Origin of the sequence: Neobacillus niacini, assembly GCF_019749295.1 — a bacterium.
In the GTDB taxonomy this organism is placed as follows: domain Bacteria; phylum Bacillota; class Bacilli; order Bacillales; family Cytobacillaceae; genus Neobacillus; species Neobacillus niacini_D.
Genome location: NZ_JACWFG010000011.1, coordinates 352,984 through 369,706 on the forward strand (window position 1 = coordinate 352,984; position 16,723 = coordinate 369,706).

Annotated in this window: 15 protein-coding genes; 13 read left to right on the plus strand and 2 right to left on the minus strand. The window is 39.4% G+C overall.

The features are described 5' to 3' along the window. Window positions 1-859: 859 nt before the first annotated feature. Window positions 860-2,962 carry a PBP1A family penicillin-binding protein gene (locus H0184_RS15505; RefSeq protein ID WP_221826907.1) on the minus strand — a complete coding sequence of 701 codons (2,103 nt, stop codon included), beginning with the start codon at window positions 2,960-2,962 and terminating at the stop codon, window positions 860-862. A 202-nt stretch (window positions 2,963-3,164) separates the two neighbouring features. Here H0184_RS15505 and H0184_RS15510 point away from each other — a divergent pair, with 202 nt between their 5' ends. After that, the gene (locus H0184_RS15510) at window positions 3,165-3,431 is read left to right on the plus strand and encodes a phage holin (RefSeq protein WP_221826908.1); all 267 of its coding nucleotides are present in this window, start codon (window positions 3,165-3,167) and stop codon (window positions 3,429-3,431) included. A 426-nt stretch (window positions 3,432-3,857) separates the two neighbouring features. Here the strand turns inward: H0184_RS15510 and H0184_RS15515 are convergent, their stop codons facing one another. Then, entirely contained in the window at window positions 3,858-5,135 is a 1,278-nt protein-coding gene (locus H0184_RS15515; RefSeq protein ID WP_221826909.1) for an ATP-binding protein, read from the minus strand. A gap of 228 nt (window positions 5,136-5,363) precedes the next feature. Between H0184_RS15515 and sigX the strand changes: the two genes are divergently transcribed. The 12 genes from sigX to H0184_RS15575 all read left to right on the plus strand — a co-directional run bounded on the left by sigX (window position 5,364) and on the right by H0184_RS15575 (window position 16,717). Next, window positions 5,364-5,891, plus strand: coding sequence for an RNA polymerase sigma factor SigX (gene sigX / locus H0184_RS15520; RefSeq protein ID WP_221826910.1), 528 nt, complete (start codon window positions 5,364-5,366; stop codon window positions 5,889-5,891). Between the two features lie 114 nt (window positions 5,892-6,005). After that, entirely contained in the window at window positions 6,006-6,701 is a 696-nt protein-coding gene (locus H0184_RS15525) for a response regulator transcription factor (RefSeq protein ID WP_221826911.1), read from the plus strand. Window positions 6,702-6,711: 10 nt separating this feature from the next. Then, on the plus strand, window positions 6,712-8,088 hold the full coding sequence (locus tag H0184_RS15530; RefSeq protein WP_221826912.1) for a sensor histidine kinase: 1,377 nt from the start codon (window positions 6,712-6,714) through the stop codon (window positions 8,086-8,088). Window positions 8,089-8,112: 24 nt separating this feature from the next. Beyond that, the gene (locus H0184_RS15535; RefSeq protein ID WP_221826913.1) at window positions 8,113-9,486 is read left to right on the plus strand and encodes an IseA DL-endopeptidase inhibitor family protein; all 1,374 of its coding nucleotides are present in this window, start codon (window positions 8,113-8,115) and stop codon (window positions 9,484-9,486) included. A gap of 224 nt (window positions 9,487-9,710) precedes the next feature. Beyond that, window positions 9,711-10,889, plus strand: coding sequence for an acyl-CoA dehydrogenase family protein (locus tag H0184_RS15540; RefSeq protein ID WP_221826914.1), 1,179 nt, complete (start codon window positions 9,711-9,713; stop codon window positions 10,887-10,889). 75 nt (window positions 10,890-10,964) lie between these two features. Further along, window positions 10,965-11,729 carry a 3-oxoacyl-ACP reductase FabG gene (fabG, locus tag H0184_RS15545; protein ID WP_221826915.1) on the plus strand — a complete coding sequence of 255 codons (765 nt, stop codon included), beginning with the start codon at window positions 10,965-10,967 and terminating at the stop codon, window positions 11,727-11,729. Window positions 11,730-11,753: 24 nt separating this feature from the next. After that, entirely contained in the window at window positions 11,754-12,203 is a 450-nt protein-coding gene (locus H0184_RS15550) for a MaoC family dehydratase N-terminal domain-containing protein (RefSeq protein ID WP_221826916.1), read from the plus strand. Further along, a complete protein-coding gene (locus H0184_RS15555; protein ID WP_221826917.1) occupies window positions 12,200-12,601 on the plus strand; it encodes a MaoC/PaaZ C-terminal domain-containing protein in 402 nt (133 codons plus the stop codon). The genes H0184_RS15550 and H0184_RS15555 overlap by 4 nt, the downstream gene beginning before the upstream one ends. Before the next feature lie 83 nt (window positions 12,602-12,684). Beyond that, entirely contained in the window at window positions 12,685-13,452 is a 768-nt protein-coding gene (locus H0184_RS15560; RefSeq protein ID WP_221826918.1) for a class II aldolase/adducin family protein, read from the plus strand. A 60-nt stretch (window positions 13,453-13,512) separates the two neighbouring features. Next, window positions 13,513-14,448, plus strand: coding sequence for a ketopantoate reductase family protein (locus tag H0184_RS15565; RefSeq protein ID WP_221826919.1), 936 nt, complete (start codon window positions 13,513-13,515; stop codon window positions 14,446-14,448). Between the two features lie 289 nt (window positions 14,449-14,737). Beyond that, a complete protein-coding gene (locus H0184_RS15570; protein ID WP_221826920.1) occupies window positions 14,738-15,511 on the plus strand; it encodes an SDR family oxidoreductase in 774 nt (257 codons plus the stop codon). Between the two features lie 36 nt (window positions 15,512-15,547). Continuing rightward, window positions 15,548-16,717: a thiolase family protein gene (locus H0184_RS15575; protein WP_221826921.1), complete on the plus strand. Its 1,170-nt coding sequence runs from the start codon at window positions 15,548-15,550 to the stop codon at window positions 16,715-16,717. The last annotated feature ends 6 nt before the right edge of the window (window positions 16,718-16,723 follow it).

A 16,723-nucleotide genomic window follows, 5' to 3' on the forward strand; every position in this document is an offset into this window, starting at 1 on the left:
ACTCTCGACAGTCTTTTATTTTGGCTCTTTTTGTATAGAATGTTGTTTTTTGTAAACAAATGGACCGTTCCTTTCCGCTACAGCTGCTTGCTTTCCGCGGGGAGGAAGTCGAGCCTCCTCGACGCTGCGCGTCTGTGGGGTCTCGACTTTTCCTCTACATCCCGCAGGAGTCAAGCACCTTTCGCTCCAATTCACTCTTTGCAACAATCTTTTAGAAAAGAGCCTTTATTTTTCAATGATTTTAACAATTCACCGCGGTAATTTAGCATGAAATTATTTATATTAATAGGCCGGTGGATTAAATGTATAAGCCTAAAAAAGAGATACAAAATGAAGCGGAATTTGTATTTATTGATGATTTAGTGCCTCACGATCACCTGTTAAGAAAGGTGGGACAAGTATATTAATTTTTCTTTTATTGGTGAGCAACTGTTACTTACCGATGCATCCAAAACATCAAAAAGTTTGCCACTCACTTAGCCAGGTTTGAAAAAGTGTGTGGCAATATCCAGGTTAATTCTCCCTGTTGATTGGAGTGGAAGGTGCGAAGACTCCTGCGGGAGTACGGGGCTGGGGAGACCCCGCAGGCGCTTAAGCGCTGAGGAGAAGGAAAAGCGGAAGCGCCGTGTCCAGCCCCGACAAGCGCTGGAGGGCCTGGCGTTGAAGTCGCTCTTTGACTTCATCGTCAGGACCGAAGTGACTCGAGGGGCTAGGCGCTGTAGCTAGACAGGCTCCCCGGCACGCCCGCGGAAAGCGAAGCACCTGGAGCGGAAATCAACAGGCCTTTGGGCAGGCAGAAAAATAAAAATTGCCGAGAAAGATACCTTTCTCGACAATCAGAGCACGCCATTTGGCGTGCTCATTCTGTCAGACCATTCAGTTTCTGAAGGATTGTATCAATGCCTTTTCCGATTGAATACATAACATCCTCCAAGCCTTCTTTCCAGACTGGCGCCTGCTCTTGAATCTTTTCACCCAGTTTTTGGGCGTTTTGGTTTAATTCTTTGCTAATTTTCTCAGCCTGCTTTTTGATATCCTCTCTGGTTTGCGTTTTACCAGCCAGTTGGTCATTAATCGAGACCACATCAAACGTTTCCGATGGTAAATGAGGTACTGATGCCTTCATGATTTCCTTGAAAATTGGAACCACATTACCTGAACTGCTGCTTGGAAGATAATGCTCGGTGTCCGTTTGATCATATCCAATCCAAATAGCCGCAACTAGATTTGGGGTATATCCAACCATCCATTGATCCTTCGTCCCATCAATATCATTATAGGGAAGCTGGGTCGACCCTGTTTTACCTGCTATCTGAACACCTGGTATATGAGCTTTTTTACCTGTGCCAGCTTCAACAACGTTTAGAAGCATCGATGTCATTTCATCGGCATTCTCCTTAGAGGTTACCTTTGTCGTTTTCGGTTCCCGCTCGGCAATTATATTTCCAGTAGGACCGACAATTTTTGTAATCAGGTGACTGTCATTACGCTTACCGCCATTTGGAAAAGTAGAAAAGGCATTAGCTAATTGGACCGGAGAGATCCCTTTACTCATTCCGCCTAATGCGATGGCCAAATTTCTATCCTCTTTTTCGATAGGCAGACCAAAGCTTTTGAGCGAGTCTAATCCTTTGTCAATTCCAATTTTATTTAATAGCCAAACGGCTGGAATATTTAATGATTCCTCCAGTGCCTTATACATTTGAACCTTTCCCTGGTAGGTTCTAGAGAAATTCTCAGGTTTATATTCACCAAAAGTAGTAGGTTCATCAATAAGCTCTGAGTCAAATGTATAACCTTCCTCAAGTGCTGGTGTATAAACAGCAAGAGGCTTTATCGTTGAACCAGGCTGCGCCTTTAGTTGAGTAGCACGGTTGAATCCTCTAAATACATGTTCTCCCCGGCCTCCGACCAGTGCTCGGACACCTCCACTTGCGGGGTCCATTAATACAGAACCACTTTGAACGAGAGTATCGCCTTTTCCTCTTGGAAATAGTGATTTATTATTCATTACCTTTTCCAGTTCTGTTTGTAGATTTTGGTCTAACTGTGTATGAATCACATATCCTCTTGTTAAAATTTCTTCCTGTGTTAATCCATATTTACTAATGGCTTCATTAAGGACTGCATCCACATAATAAGGATATTTACGCTCGACAAAACTCCCGCTGCCGCTCGTAATCTTAATCTTTTCTTCTTTTGCAGCTGTGTATTGTTCCTTCGTAATCATCCCAAGTTCATTCATTTTGCTAAGAACGACATTTCTCCGCTTCATAGCGACATCATAATTTTTCGTTGGATCGAGGTAGCTCGGTGATTGCAGTAATCCGGCAAGCAGGGCTGCTTCACTGATGGTAATGTCTTTAATATCTTTATTAAAATATCTTTTTGAGGCATTATTAATTCCCCAAGCTCCGCCGCCAAAATAAACTTGATTTAAGTACATCTGCAGAATTTCTTCTTTTTTATATACCTTCTCAATTTTAACCGCTAAAAATAACTCCTCTGCTTTTCGCTTATAGGTTTGCTCAGGAGAAAGCAAGGCGTTTTTCGCTAATTGCTGGGTAAGGGTACTGCCGCCGCCTGTTATCTCACCTGCAAATAAATTATTGAATAATGCCCTTGTAATACCCTTAAGATCAAAACCATTATGTTCATAAAAGCGTTCATCTTCAATCGCAACAACTGCACCATGAACATATTTTGGCAGTTCCTCAATCTTTACACCACCGGTACGATTGGTCGCAACATTCGTTGCTACTTTCCCGTTATGATCATAAATAACAGTCGGCTGGCTGAGTCCTTCCTTTAATGTTTGAACATTTGCCCTTGTTGCAAGCCAGCCAAAATAAACGATGGTTGCGAGGATAACAATGAGAATGACTAATAATAAAATCTGTGTGATATGCTTCTTTTTCCAGAAACGGACAATCATTTCCCAATATGGACGTATTTTTTCCATTGTGTCTCCTTTCCTTCAAAAGGAATTTTGCTTTATTCATTATAAAATTAATAGCGAATAAACGCCAATCATAGCATTTGTTGTTGAGGAATACCTTATGAACTTATTTAATTTAGGATTGTGAGATATTAGCGGACAACCCATACTTAGACCAAGCATATAGTAATATAAGAACTTTATTACGTATGAAGGGGATGAGAAAATGATTAACTGGAAGGTCCGCTTTCAAAACAGAAGCTGGGTAATGGCCTTTGCTGCGCAGCTGATGATTGTAGCCCAGATGTTGATTGGCGGTTTAAATGCTTTAGGCATTATAGATTTCCAACTTTCAGATACCATTCAACAAAATGTTTTAGCTTTTATTAACGCGGTATTTATTCTGCTGTCAATGATGGGGCTAATTCAAGATCCAACCACAAAGGGTATGAGCGACAGCGAACGGGCAAAAACCTATAAAAAACCAAACTAATACAAATAACGCTTGACTCACCTATGCGGGTTGGTTGAGCGTTTTATTTTTTGTAGAATATTGTTGGGAAAAGGAGATTGAAATTTCTGAATCGTCGATATGGTAAAAGGTATAATAAAGATGAAGATAAAGGGCATTTAAATAAAGTATCCGTAAGGAAGGGGTTCTTGATATGTGGTCCTGGTTAGGAATGGGAATACTTATATATAGCATTTTTATTATCCTGGAGGAGTCCATCTATTTGCTTTGGAACCGTTATGTTTATGGACCTAAAGTGAGAAAACCGAGACTTTGGAAAAGATTCATTTTGGGAATGGTCTTTATTATTCGATTACATATAAAGAATACTCAGAGAGTTAGTTCAGAAAAACATTCTGCATAAAAAATTCCTCTACCACTGGTAAAGGAATTTTTTATTTCTTACTTTTAGTTGGTCGTTTTAATCGATAAATTTTGTTCAATGGGCAGGATTATATCGACAGTGGTTCCCAAATCGATTTCACTGTCAAAATGAATGGTTCCTTTGTGGGATTGAACAATTTTAAAACTGACAGTTAAACCTAAGCCTGTCCCTTTTTCCTTTGAAGAATAGAAAGGCTCACCAATTTTTTCTAAACGTTCCCTAGAAATACCAGAGCCATTATCCTTAACCGTAATAGAAACTTGGTTATCCTCAATTTGTTTAAGACTTATCCAAATGGTTCCGCCATTTTTGGAAGCTTCAATTGAATTTTTTATTAGATTAATAAACAATTGCTTTAGCTGGTTTGGTTCACATTCGATTATGAGATCCTCTTTCGGAAAGTTGGATTCAATTTGAACATTATAAAGTGTCGCTTCAACGCCCAACAATGAAATGACATCCTTAAGTATCTTTTGAATTGCCTGTTTAGAATATTGTAAATGCTGAGGTTTGGCTAACAGTAGAAGTTCACCAACAATATGATTAATTCGATTTAATTCATCCAGCATAATTTGGTAATAATCTTGATGTTTATCATCTTCCATTTGCAATAATTGTACAAAACCTTTTAAAGAGGTTAGTGGATTCCTAATTTCGTGGGCGACACTAGCTGAGAGCTCGCCGACTACGGATAGTTTTTCAGATCTGCTAAGACGTTCTTCTGTTTGTCTTAAGGTAGTAATATCACGGCCAATAATTACTAATCCTTCCCGGCTTCCGTCCTCATGGAACAGCGGGACTTTAATGGTATCGAAAATTTTGGATGTTCCATCAGGCAGCGGAACAACTTCTTCGCAGCGAGTAATCGTCCCTCTTTCCCACGTTTCTTCATCCGATACTTCACAATTTTGAAGTGCCTCCGCATAAAAGTCGGTATATTGTGCTAATTCAGAGTCCTTTTTACCACGATAGTCGACATTCTCCAGCTGGAATAATTTCAAGCCAAATTCATTAGACTGAATCCAACGGCCATCACCATCTTTAAAATTTACAAAATCCACCATCGAATTTATAAGAGTTGATAATCGTTTTTCTTGTTCTTTCGTGTTATTTAGCTCTTCTTTATTGAGGATTAAAAAATAAAAGATTGCACCTGTTACAAAAATGTAAAAGATCTCTTTTCCTCTTTCAACATAATAATCGTAGGAAGAGGGAATATAGTGTGTTATTACATAATTACTTATGTATATCCATAGAAAGCTTGATATTAAGTACAGGAATACCAATTTCGTTTTCTTCATGTAATTCTCCTGTTCTGGGGGTAGAAGAGTATTAGAAATTCAAGAAAAATATAGTCACATAGTATATATTACTAAAAAGTACAGCAATATGAAACAACGGGAAACCAGAATTTAAAAAAGGTTACAAATTGGTAACAACTTTTATTAAAAGTGGTTACCGATGTGTAACCCTTTTATTTGCCAAAAAAAGTATGATTTATTTGAAGATGGTCAAGGGAGAGATGATTTATGGAAGCAATTTTCAATGAGCTTTATAAGAAATATCATCATCAACTATTTAATTTTCTTTTTTATATGGTACAGAGTAAAGAACAAGCAGAGGACCTTGTTCAAGAGGTATATATTCGGGTTTTAAAATCGTATCAGCACTTTAAAGGAGAAAGCAGTGAAAAAACATGGCTGATTGCGATTGCGCGTAATGTTGCGATTGATTTCTTTCGAAAACAAAAAGGGATAAACCAGCGGTTGATAAAGAAAGTGGAAATGATTCATTTACCAATAAAGGATGAATCACCGTTGCCAGAGGAAATTGTTTTTCAATCAGAAGAAAAGAGGCTCATGTATCGCTGTTTAGAAAAATGTACAATTGACCAGAGAAGCGTCATAATACTTCGTTATATCCAAGAACTCTCTATCCTTGAGACTGCTGAGGTACTGGGGTGGAAGGAAAGTAAAGTGAAGACCACACAACATCGAGCTATTAAACAATTAAGAACTCTTATGGATGAGATTTTACTTAGGGAAAAGGCTAGTTAAGCTTTCTAATTTCAAACAATTTACTAAATATTCAATAAAAAACTTTTCGAACTTTTAACAAAAGATGTAAAATAAAAGAAGAAGCGTATTTTAGTAAATTGTGAGGAAACTAGGATGACTGAAGCTAAAATTTTAGTGGTTGAGGATGAAATACCTATTCGTAAATTAATAGTATTTAACCTCCAAAGGTCAAATTATGAAGTTATGGAAGCAGGGGACGGGAAGGAAGCGATTAAGCTTGTTCAAGACCAGTCTCCTTCATTAGTTTTGTTAGATTTAATGCTCCCCGACATGGATGGGTTTGAGATTTGTACAAAGCTAAGAGAAAGTCATCCAGACTTACCGATTGTGATAGTTTCGGCACGGGGGCAGGATATGGAAAAGATTATGGGCTTAGAATTAGGTGCAGATGATTATATTGTGAAACCGTTTAACCCATTAGAATTGGTAGCAAGAATTCGGTCTGTTCTAAGAAGAACAAACCAAGGGGCTCCTAAACCACCTGGAAATGTAATAAGGACTGGTCCATTTATATTAGAAACGAAAACACAGCGATTTTATAAATCAGGTCAGTTAGTTAAATTGACTGCTAGAGAATATCAGTTAGTGAAGTTATTCTTTGAACACTTTAATGAACCAATTACAAGAGATGAATTATTAGATGAAATATGGGGAGTCAACTATTTTGGTGATCCGAAAACGGTAGATGTCCATATAAGAAGATTAAGGGAGAAAATTGAAGATGACCCCTCTCATCCTATTCACCTAAAAACCATCTGGGGTTTCGGCTATTGTTTTCAGGGAGAGTGAGAGACGCAGGATGAAAAAAGGGATTAAAAGAAGAGTAGTGTGGAGTTATTTGCTGTTAATCATCTTTTGTGTGGCATTGTTTGAAACTATGATCCTTTTTGCTCTTAGACTCTATTATATGGAGGGTATGAAGCAGGCCTTACGTGATCAGGGGACGATGTTCTCTTCTTTTTATGAACAAGAAATCATTGACTACCGGTTAAAACCAGATGCTGTTAATCTTCTAAATCAATATAATTTTCTTGTTGATGCACAGGTTCAATTAATAGATGAAAAAGGACATGTTTTAGCCGATACACATCATATTACTGAACAAAATGTTAGTAGATATGGTGATGTCGAAACAGCGTTGCTGGGAACAATAGGATATTTAGATACAGAATTAGAGGACGAAAGAGTACTAATCGTTACCCAGCCCCTAAAACGCGGGAGTACAGTAATTGGGGCAATACGGTTTACGACTTCATTAGAGAATGTTAACGATATCCATTTTCAGAATGCACTTTTACTTTTATCTTTTGGAGGGATTGTCATTTTAGCTGCTGCTATTATGAGTCTCTTTTTAGCAAATACCATCACCAAGCCAGTAAGTGCGATTACAATAGCGGCGGAACAGATGGCATCTGGTAAACTATCGACGCGGATTCCGAAGGAAAAAGACGATGAAATTGGAAAGTTAGCGGATACGTTAAACTATATGGCAAAGAAAATTGAAAAAAATGAACAACTGAAGAATGAGTTTATTGCATCCGTGTCACATGAGCTCAGGACGCCGTTAACCTCTATAAAAGGGTGGGCTGTCACGTTACATTCTATGTCGGAGGATGTCTTTTTTCAAGATGGGTTAGAAATAATTTCAAACGAAAGTGATCGGTTAAACGGTTTGTTAAATGAATTATTGGATTTTTCTAGTTTATCATCTGGTAGACTTCCATTGGTATTTGACAAGGTTTCGCTGCCAGCCTTAGTAAAGCAAGTTGTCCAGCAATTAGAGCCAAGAGGTGTTAGGCAGGGTCTCAAGGTTACGTTCCAGATTGATGAGTCGGTAGAAGAGATTTCTGCAGATTATAATCGTTTAAAGCAGGTTCTGATTAACCTTATTGATAATGCGCTGAAATTTACACCGAGCGGAGGTTTGATTGCGGTCCATCTTGTGAGAGACAGGAAGGAGGCAGTAATCACGATTACTGACACCGGCATCGGAATTTCAGAGGCAGAGCTTAAGCTGGTAAAAGATAAATTTTATAAAGGGAAGTCACAAGCAGCCGGAAGTGGATTGGGACTAGCTATTGTTGAGGAGATTATCCAGGCCCACCATGGTCTTTTTTCACTTGCGAGTAAGGAAGGCAGAGGTACAACAGCGGAAATCCGCCTGCCTGTAAGATAGATTTTATTATGGTGGAGTGATGGTATGAGAGGGAAGAATCTAAGCGCCGCTGTGATGGCTGGGATTTGGATAGTTTTCCTTAGCGGCTGCAATTTATTTCCTGCTCCAGAGAGTTTAATTAAGGCTCCGAATCAAGTGAAGTCAGTGAATCAAGGACAGGACTTAGTTTCAATCGCTCGAAGGAATTTACCAAAGGGAACAAAACTTACAGTCCCCGATGGTCCGGTTGGAGTGGACCCTGTTGTTAGTGTTGATCTTGATGGTGATGCAGATGAAGAAGCATTGGTTTTTTTTCGGTCAACGAACAATGATAATCAAGTGGGAGCATTTGTATTAAAGAAAGAAACAAACAGCTGGGAGAAAATATTTATTACAAAAGGGTCTGGAAGTAAAATTCATTGGGCTTACGCTGCAGATGTGATGGATGATAGGAAAAAGGAATTGCTTTTGGGGTGGCAGACGGAAGGATCAGCGGATAGTTTTCTGGAAGTCTATCATTGGAAGATGGATAAACTGACAAAACTCAAGGAATTAACGTATAACGAAGTTGAAGCTGTTACATTTGAAGATGAGGAAAAAACGAGGCTTGCTGTTTGGAAGCGTGATATGGCTGATGCATATAAAATCGATTTATTAACTTGGAAAGGTGATTCCGCTGTAGCTGATAGAGAGTATTATCCTTCTTATTTTCAAGGAGTGATTACCTATTATCAGCGAAGAATCGCGGAGGTACCTGATGCTGCCTATTATTGGTATTATTTAGCAGATGCCCATTTGAAAGCGAATCTTCCTGAGCAGGCTATACATGCAATTGATAAGGGGATGAGTTTAAATTCCGTCGTTCCTACAAAGGGTTACTTTCAAACATTAAGAATGCAGGCGGAAAAAATGATGCCAAAGGTAAATTATTTCACGAGTATACCCCCTAAATATATCAGTAATTATAGCAACTTAGAGGATCAATTGATTATTCAAAAAGTGAAGGAAGCAGCAAGTCAATATTGGTATGTCATGAGTGGCGGAGAATATCCGGAGGGTAAAATTGAAACCGTAATGGTTAATGATCATGAATATCGATATCTTGGTGAAGATTTGGATATCCATGCAAAATTAGTAAACTATTTATCCAGTTCCTTTACACCAAGCTCGATAGATTCATTTTTGAAAAGGAAAACAATCTTTGAGTTCTTTGGTAAGCTGATTCAGCCTAACGCAGATGGAGGATCGCTTTTAAATTATGAACGAACAGAAGTTGTCCAGAAAAAGGATAAGGGGAATGAAATGGAAGTTGATCTTAAAGTCCCTGTAGGTGATACAAATTCCTTTGAATTTGTCCATATTAGCTTCCAAAAGACAGAAAATGGCTGGCGGATATTCTCAGAACCAGGAACATTTTAATATATGCAGCAAGTTTACGGAGGGAAACTTGCTGTTATGCTTGTAATTGTCTAATTTTGTAGAAGAGAAAATTAAAATTATGAATAAAAAACTTGTTTTATCTGAAAGTTCAGAATAAAATTAAATTAACATACCAACCGGTAGGTATGTATCCGGTTTTGCCTGCATAATATTTTTTAGGTGCTATAATACTAAATTCTAAAAATAAGAATGGAGTGACAGGTATGCATTTACGTCTGACAGATGAACAAAAGATGGTCCAAAAAACAATTAGAAGATTCGTAGAAAAAGAGTTAATTCCACTAGAGAATGAAGTACTTAGAAACGAAAGGGAAGGAAAGCCAAGTCTGTCTCCAGGTAAACTTAAGGAACTTCAATTAAAAGCGAAAGAGGCAGGTTTCTGGGGCATTAATACGCCTGAAAAGTATGGCGGAGCGGACCTTGGTCAAATGATGATGGCCATCGTATTAATTGAGGTTTCTAAAACATTTGTCCCATTTAGCTTTGGCGGTTCTGCTGACAATATCCTTTATTATGGAAACGAAGAACAAAAGAAAAAATATTTGATTCCTACTATCAATGGTGAGAAAAAATCTTGCTTTGCGATGACCGAACCCGGTGCCGGATCTGATACTAGAAATATTAAAATGACCGCCGTTAAGGATGGAAATGATTGGGTGTTAAATGGGGAAAAGACGTTTATCACTGGAGGGAATGAAGCGGATTTTGTTATGGCGATTGCGATAACAGATAAAGACCTTCACCAATCAACACAGGGGCGCGAAGGTGTTACATGCTTTATTGTTGACCGGGATATGGGCTGGAAATCTGAGTATATACATACGATGGGAGAATGGGGACCTGCCGGCCTAGTCTTTGAAAATGTTCGAGTTCCGGAAGAAAACATACTTGGTGAATTACACAAGGGCTATAATCTAGGATTAGAATGGATTGGTTTTGCAAGATGGGTTGTTGGAGCAAGAGCGGTTGGCGCAGCTGAACGGTTACTGCAAATGGCCATTGATTACGCTAAAGAACGAATAACTTTTGGAAAACCGATTGCAGAGAGACAAGCGATTCAGTGGCAGATAGCTGACTCGGCAGTTGAGATTGAAGCGGCGAAATGGCTGGTTCTAAATGCTGCCTTCACGCTGGATAATGGTGAAGATAATCGACACTTAGCTTCAATGGCAAAGCTTTATGGGGCGAATATGGGTAACAATGTTGTGGACCGGGTTTTACAAATCCATGGAGGAATGGGTTATACAAGAGAATTGCCAATTGAACGCTGGTACCGTGAAGCAAGACTTTGGAGAATTTACGATGGTACCGATGAAATTCAGCGTATGATTATTGCGCGTAACTTAATTAAGGGACATGTTAAAGTCGGTCAATACGTATAATTAAGTTTGAAAGCGTTATCTTAGGATTACTAGATTTAAAGATTACGAAAATGATATGTTTAGGAGGAAATAACCATGACAGGTAGATTTTCAGGAAGAGTGGCGTTTGTAACAGGAGGAAGCCGTGGGATTGGAAAAGGGATTGTTGAACGTTTTGCAGAAGAAGGTGCAAAGGTAGCCTTTATTGATTTAAATGAAGAAGCCTTAGCAGCAACAACAAATGAATTAAGAGAAAAAGGATATGAGGTTTTTTCAAAGGTTGCCAATGTGGTTGATGCCCAGCAGGTAGAAGATGCTATTAAAGAGGCTTACGAAGCGTTTGGGTCAATTGATATTCTCGTAAATAATGCAGGAGTTATCCGTGATAACCTATTATTTAAAATGACCGACTCTGACTGGCAGACTGTGATGGATGTTCATCTAAAAGGTTCGTTTAACGCTGCTCGAGCAGCACAAAAGTATATGGTTGAAAATAAATATGGCCGAATTATTAATATTTCATCGACTTCCGCTCTTGGAAATCGCGGGCAGGCAAACTATGCAGCTGCTAAAGCGGGTTTACAAGGGTTTACAAAAACTCTTGCCATTGAGCTGGGGAGATATGGGATTACAGCTAACTCTGTTGCCCCAGGTTTTATTGAAACTGAGATGACGAAGGAAACAGCTGCGAGGATTGGAGTTTCATTTGAGCAATTAATTCAAGCTAGTGTTGCCGGCATTCCTGTTGGAAGAAGCGGAAAGCCTGCTGATATAGCCAATGCTGTTGCCTTCTTTGCCGATGAGAAATCTTCCTTTGTAAATGGTCAGGTTATTTATGTAGCAGGCGGACCAAAAAATTAATAGATAAAGTGAGGCGAAGATAAATTGTTCAATGACCAAGTTGGTAAACGCTCCAATAAAGTGAAAAATGTTGTTGAGAGAGGAGCAGTTAAAAAATTTGCGGAAGCAATTGGAGACCTCCATCCTATCTACTTTGATGAAGAAACAGGCAGAAATTCAAGGTATCAAAACAATATTGCACCGCCTACCTTCCCAAGGACGTTTGATTATGGGGTAATTGAGGGTTTAAATCTGCCGAATAAAGGATTAATCCACGGCGAACAGACATTTCATTATGAGCGGCCGTTAGTGGTCGGGGAAGAAATTCTTTGCTATTCTGAAGTGAAAAAATACTTTGAGAAAAAAGGTAATTTTGGCGAAATGGGTTTTCTGATTGTTGAAAACTTTGGGGAAGATGCTGCTGGAAATATGATTTTTAGTTCAACATCGACTGTAGTTATATCTGAAGCAGTAAGGAAGGTGCTGACAAAATGAGTACTCTTACACAGTTGAAGGCTGGGGAAAGTGTTCAAGAAATTCAGTTAGAGCCAGTCTCAAGGATTGATTTAATTAAGTATGCAGGTGCATCAGGAGATTTTAATCCGATTCATACAATTGATGAGGAAGCCAAAAGAGCTGGATTGCCGGGTATCATTGCACATGGTATGTGGACGATGGGCAATCTCGCCAAGCTTTTTACTCCCTATTATGAAGTAGGCTTTGTTAAGGATTACTCAATCCGTTTTAAAGGAATGGTCTTTTTAAATGATGTCATTACACTAAAAGCAACATTGAAGGAAGTAAATGAACCTAGTCTTCGCTTTGAAGTCCAGGCATTGAACCAAAATGGCAATGAAGTTTTAAAAGGTGAAGTTTTATTTGCCCAATATTAATAGCAAACTCTTTGACCCGGCCTATCCATTTCTTGAGGCTGGGTTTATTAACTATGTGTCGCAATTAAAGGAGGAGAAGCCTGATGAATGCAAAAATGTCACTAAGCTATGCCCCGCTAGTATTTTCAACGATAGAGGAAGAGAGAAGTCATTTAAAACAAAGATTAGCGGCTGCCTTTCGTTTATTTTCTAAGTTTGGATTTGATGAGGGTGTGGCTGGCCATATCACTGCACGTGATCCCGGGAGGAAGGATCACTTTTGGGTGAATCCGTTTGGGATGCATTTTAGCCAAATAAAAGCTTCGGACTTAATCCTTTGCGATCATGAAGGAACAGTAGTGGAAGGGAATTTTCCTGTTAACAGAGCTGCCTTTGCGATTCATTCACAGATCCATGCAGCAAGGCCAGATGTGATTGCGGCTGCTCATGCCCACTCCGTATATGGAAAGTCGTGGTCTTCATTAGGGCGTCTTCTTGATCCAATTACACAGGATGCATGTGCTTTTTACAATGATCATTCATTATTTGATGACTTTACAGGTGTTGTTCTAGATATAGAGGAAGGACAGCGGATTGGTAAAGCTCTTGGAAATCGAAAGGCATGTATTTTGCGAAATCATGGGTTGCTAACTGTAGGGAAATCAGTGGATGAAGCAGCATGGTGGTTTATTACGATGGAGCGTTCCTGTCAAGCACAGTTGCTTGCGGAAGGTGCTGGTAAACCGGTAATAATTGACGATGAAAATGCATCTGTCACGTATGAAACAGTTGGAACTACAGAGGCTGGCTGGTTTCAATTTCAACCGTTATGGAATCGGATTGTCAAAGAACAGCCTGATTTATTAGATTGATGGTGAAGGTTTAATCTGTTTTCTCTTCAGAGGAAATACATACTTTCTGGAGGATTGCGTATGAAGATTGGAATTGCTGGTACAGGTGCCGTAGGAGGTTATTTCGGCGGCTTATTAAAGAAAGCCGGAAATGAAGTAATCTTCTTTGCTAGAGGAAAGCATCTAAACACATTAAAGGAAAATGGATTAACCATTGAAAGTGAAGTAGAAAAATTTAATGTCAGCGGTACATTTACAGATCAATATGAGTTGTTTTCAGATGTTGATTTGCTTTTGTTTTGTGTGAAGTCGACGGCAACTGCACAGGTTGCCGAAAAGCTTAGGCCATTTTTAAAAAAAGAGTGTTTAATCCTGACACTTCAAAATGGTGTGGATAATGAAGAAATTCTCTCGACTGTGTTTGGAGTAGGCAGAATATTATCTGCAGCGACTTATATTCAGGCGAATGTCAAAGAACCAGGCGTTGTCAGGCAAATGGGGGTTTTTCCTAGACTAGTGATTGGAGCACTAGATTCGAGCTTAAAAGAAAAAGTAACCGAAATATCCTCTCTTCTTAATTCAGCAAACATCGTAACGTATACCTCAAGTAATATAATAGAAATGAAATGGAAAAAACTTATTTGGAATGTAACCTTCAACCCGCTTACTACTATGATAGTATCACCGATTGGCGCCATTTATGATGATGAGGGTCTATATCATACTGCGAAGAGGATATGTATAGAAGGGATAGCTGTAGCAAGGAAAATGGGGTATGCCATCGATGAAAACTACTATGAAGAAATAATGGCTCAGGGTCAAATGGCACGAAACCATCAAACTTCGATGCTGCAGGATAAGCTGGGTGGTAAGGAAATAGAGCTTGAATCCATCTGTGGATATTTGGTAGGAAAAGGAAAGCAGGTTAACGTTGATACCCCTGTTCTTGAAACTATTTACCGTATATTAGCATTTAAGGAAAAATTCAGAAAACAGGATAGGCAGAAAGTGATTTGAATCGAATTATGTCACAGGGTGAACTATGTGTGAAAGCGAAATTAATGTCTTCGAAACAATAATAGTAGATTAATATAGTAACTTTTAGATATGGATGCTGCTTGCTCCTTTTGAATAAGCTGATTTTGAAGAAATTAATATGTTTTTAAAATACCTATGAGAAAATTGGTGAAAAATAAATATTGAATATTATAAATATTTTGTATAATATGTCCTTAGCAACATACCAACTAGTTAGTATGTGAATTCGAAATAGAGAGAGTAAAAATGGCTATGGGAGGAAAAGTCGATGCACGTTAAGGAGTTATTCGATTTATCAGGTAAAGTCGCCATTGTAACAGGCGGCGGCAGGGGTCTCGGTCAGCAAATTGCTGAGGGATTTGCTGAAGCTGGTGCAAATGTAGTGGTTTGCTCAAGAAAGCTCGATGCATGTCAGGAAGTAAGCGAAGGGTTAAAGAAAATTGGCGTGCAAAGCATCGCCTTAAAATGTGATGTAACCAACCCAGAAGATGTTAAGTCTGTGGTAGAGCAAACCTTAGAAAAGTTTGGAAGAATTGACATACTTGTTAATAATAGTGGTGCTACTTGGGGTGCATTAACAGAGGAAATGCCATTAGAGGCATGGAAAAAGGTGATCGATGTCAATGTGACAGGAACCTTCCTCATGTCGCAAACTGTTGGCAGAGTCATGCTTGAACAGAAATCAGGAAAAATAATTAATATAGCGTCGGTCGCTGGTCTCAAAGGCAGCAACCCTAAATATATGAATACGATTGGCTACAATACCTCTAAAGGGGCCGTAATTACATTTACAAAGGATTTAGCCGTAAAATGGGGGCCGCACGGAATTTATGTAAATGCGATAGCACCCGGATTCTTTCCTACAAAAATGTCAAAAGGCTTGCTGGAAAAAGGCAGTGAGGGCATCCTTGAGGGGACTCCATTACGTAAGTTTGGTTCCGAACATGACCTAAAAGGAGTTGCTCTATTCCTGGCATCACCTGCTTCTGATTTTATTACAGGGGACATTGTAGTTGTGGATGGCGGCGCCCACGCGATGTAGAGTGGAAATAAATTTTATACCAAGGGGTGAAGGTTGATGAAAAGAGATGCAGTTATCGTTTCAGCGGTTAGAACAGCCATTGGCAGGCAGGGTGGTGCCCTTTCGGCAATTCCAGCCCATGTTCTTGGAGCAGAAGTGATAAAAGAAGCCGTAAAGCGGGCAAATATTGACCCAGAAATGATCGATGATGTCCTAATGGGGAATGTTTTATCAGGTGGAGGTAATATTGCTAGATTAACAGCTTTGCAGACAGGATTATCAATGAATCTGCCAGGTATAACGGTCGACCGTCAATGCGGGTCGGGTATTAACGCGATTACTCTAGCAGCTCAAGCGATTCGGGCAGGCGATGGAGATATTTATATTGCAGGTGGTACGGAGAGTATGAGCCGTGCACCGTATTTGATGGATCGTCCTGAAAAGCCATATAGCGCTTCACCCCCCAGCTTTAGAAAATCACAGCTCTCACCGAAGGAAATTGGAGATCCGCCAATGGGGATAACAGCTGAAAATCTCGTTGAAAAATATCAGATTACGAGAGAAGAACAAGACGAATTTGCCTGTATGAGTCAGCAGCGAATGAAAATTGCTATGGAAGAGGGCCGTTTTGATGAGCAAATAGTTTCTATCTCCATTCCAGTAAAAAAGAGCGAACCCTTCGTATTTAAGACTGATGAACATCCACGGCCGCAAACAACGAATGAGGCGTTATCGAAGCTTGCGCCAGCCTTTTTAAAAGATGGAACTGTGACAGCTGGAAATAGCTCTGGATTAAATGATGCAGCGGCTGCTTTAGTAATTATGTCGAGAGAAAAAGCGGAAGAATTAAATCTGACCCCATTAGCAGTGATTCGGGCCTATTCAGTTGCAGGAGTCGATCCAAATATTATGGGAATTGGGCCAGTTCCAGCCGTGAAGAAGGTAATGGAGAAGTCTGGGTTAACAGTAGAAGAGATGGATATTATTGAAATCAATGAAGCTTTTGCCGCACAGGTTCTTGCCTGTAATCGTGAACTTAACATGGATTTAGAGAAGGTAAATGTAAATGGCGGTGCCATTGCCCACGGACATCCGCTTGGAGCTACAGGTGCTATTTTGGCGACGAAAGCAGTTTATGAACTAAAACGATCGAATGGAAGATATGCGCTTATTACGGCTTGTATTGGGGGCGGTCAAGGAATCGCAGCCATCATAGAAAAAGAGTAAAGTACA

Coding starts and splice junctions, on each gene's coding strand:
- H0184_RS15505 (WP_221826907.1), bottom strand. CDS start 2,962: ATGGAAAAAATACGTCCATATTGGGAAATGATTGTCCGTTTCTGGAAA.
- H0184_RS15510 (WP_221826908.1), top strand. CDS start 3,165: ATGATTAACTGGAAGGTCCGCTTTCAAAACAGAAGCTGGGTAATGGCC.
- H0184_RS15515 (WP_221826909.1), bottom strand. CDS start 5,135: ATGAAGAAAACGAAATTGGTATTCCTGTACTTAATATCAAGCTTTCTA.
- sigX (WP_221826910.1), top strand. CDS start 5,364: ATGGAAGCAATTTTCAATGAGCTTTATAAGAAATATCATCATCAACTA.
- H0184_RS15525 (WP_221826911.1), top strand. CDS start 6,006: ATGACTGAAGCTAAAATTTTAGTGGTTGAGGATGAAATACCTATTCGT.
- H0184_RS15530 (WP_221826912.1), top strand. CDS start 6,712: ATGAAAAAAGGGATTAAAAGAAGAGTAGTGTGGAGTTATTTGCTGTTA.
- H0184_RS15535 (WP_221826913.1), top strand. CDS start 8,113: ATGAGAGGGAAGAATCTAAGCGCCGCTGTGATGGCTGGGATTTGGATA.
- H0184_RS15540 (WP_221826914.1), top strand. CDS start 9,711: ATGCATTTACGTCTGACAGATGAACAAAAGATGGTCCAAAAAACAATT.
- fabG (WP_221826915.1), top strand. CDS start 10,965: ATGACAGGTAGATTTTCAGGAAGAGTGGCGTTTGTAACAGGAGGAAGC.
- H0184_RS15555 (WP_221826917.1), top strand. CDS start 12,200: ATGAGTACTCTTACACAGTTGAAGGCTGGGGAAAGTGTTCAAGAAATT.
- H0184_RS15560 (WP_221826918.1), top strand. CDS start 12,685: ATGAATGCAAAAATGTCACTAAGCTATGCCCCGCTAGTATTTTCAACG.
- H0184_RS15565 (WP_221826919.1), top strand. CDS start 13,513: ATGAAGATTGGAATTGCTGGTACAGGTGCCGTAGGAGGTTATTTCGGC.
- H0184_RS15570 (WP_221826920.1), top strand. CDS start 14,738: ATGCACGTTAAGGAGTTATTCGATTTATCAGGTAAAGTCGCCATTGTA.
- H0184_RS15575 (WP_221826921.1), top strand. CDS start 15,548: ATGAAAAGAGATGCAGTTATCGTTTCAGCGGTTAGAACAGCCATTGGC.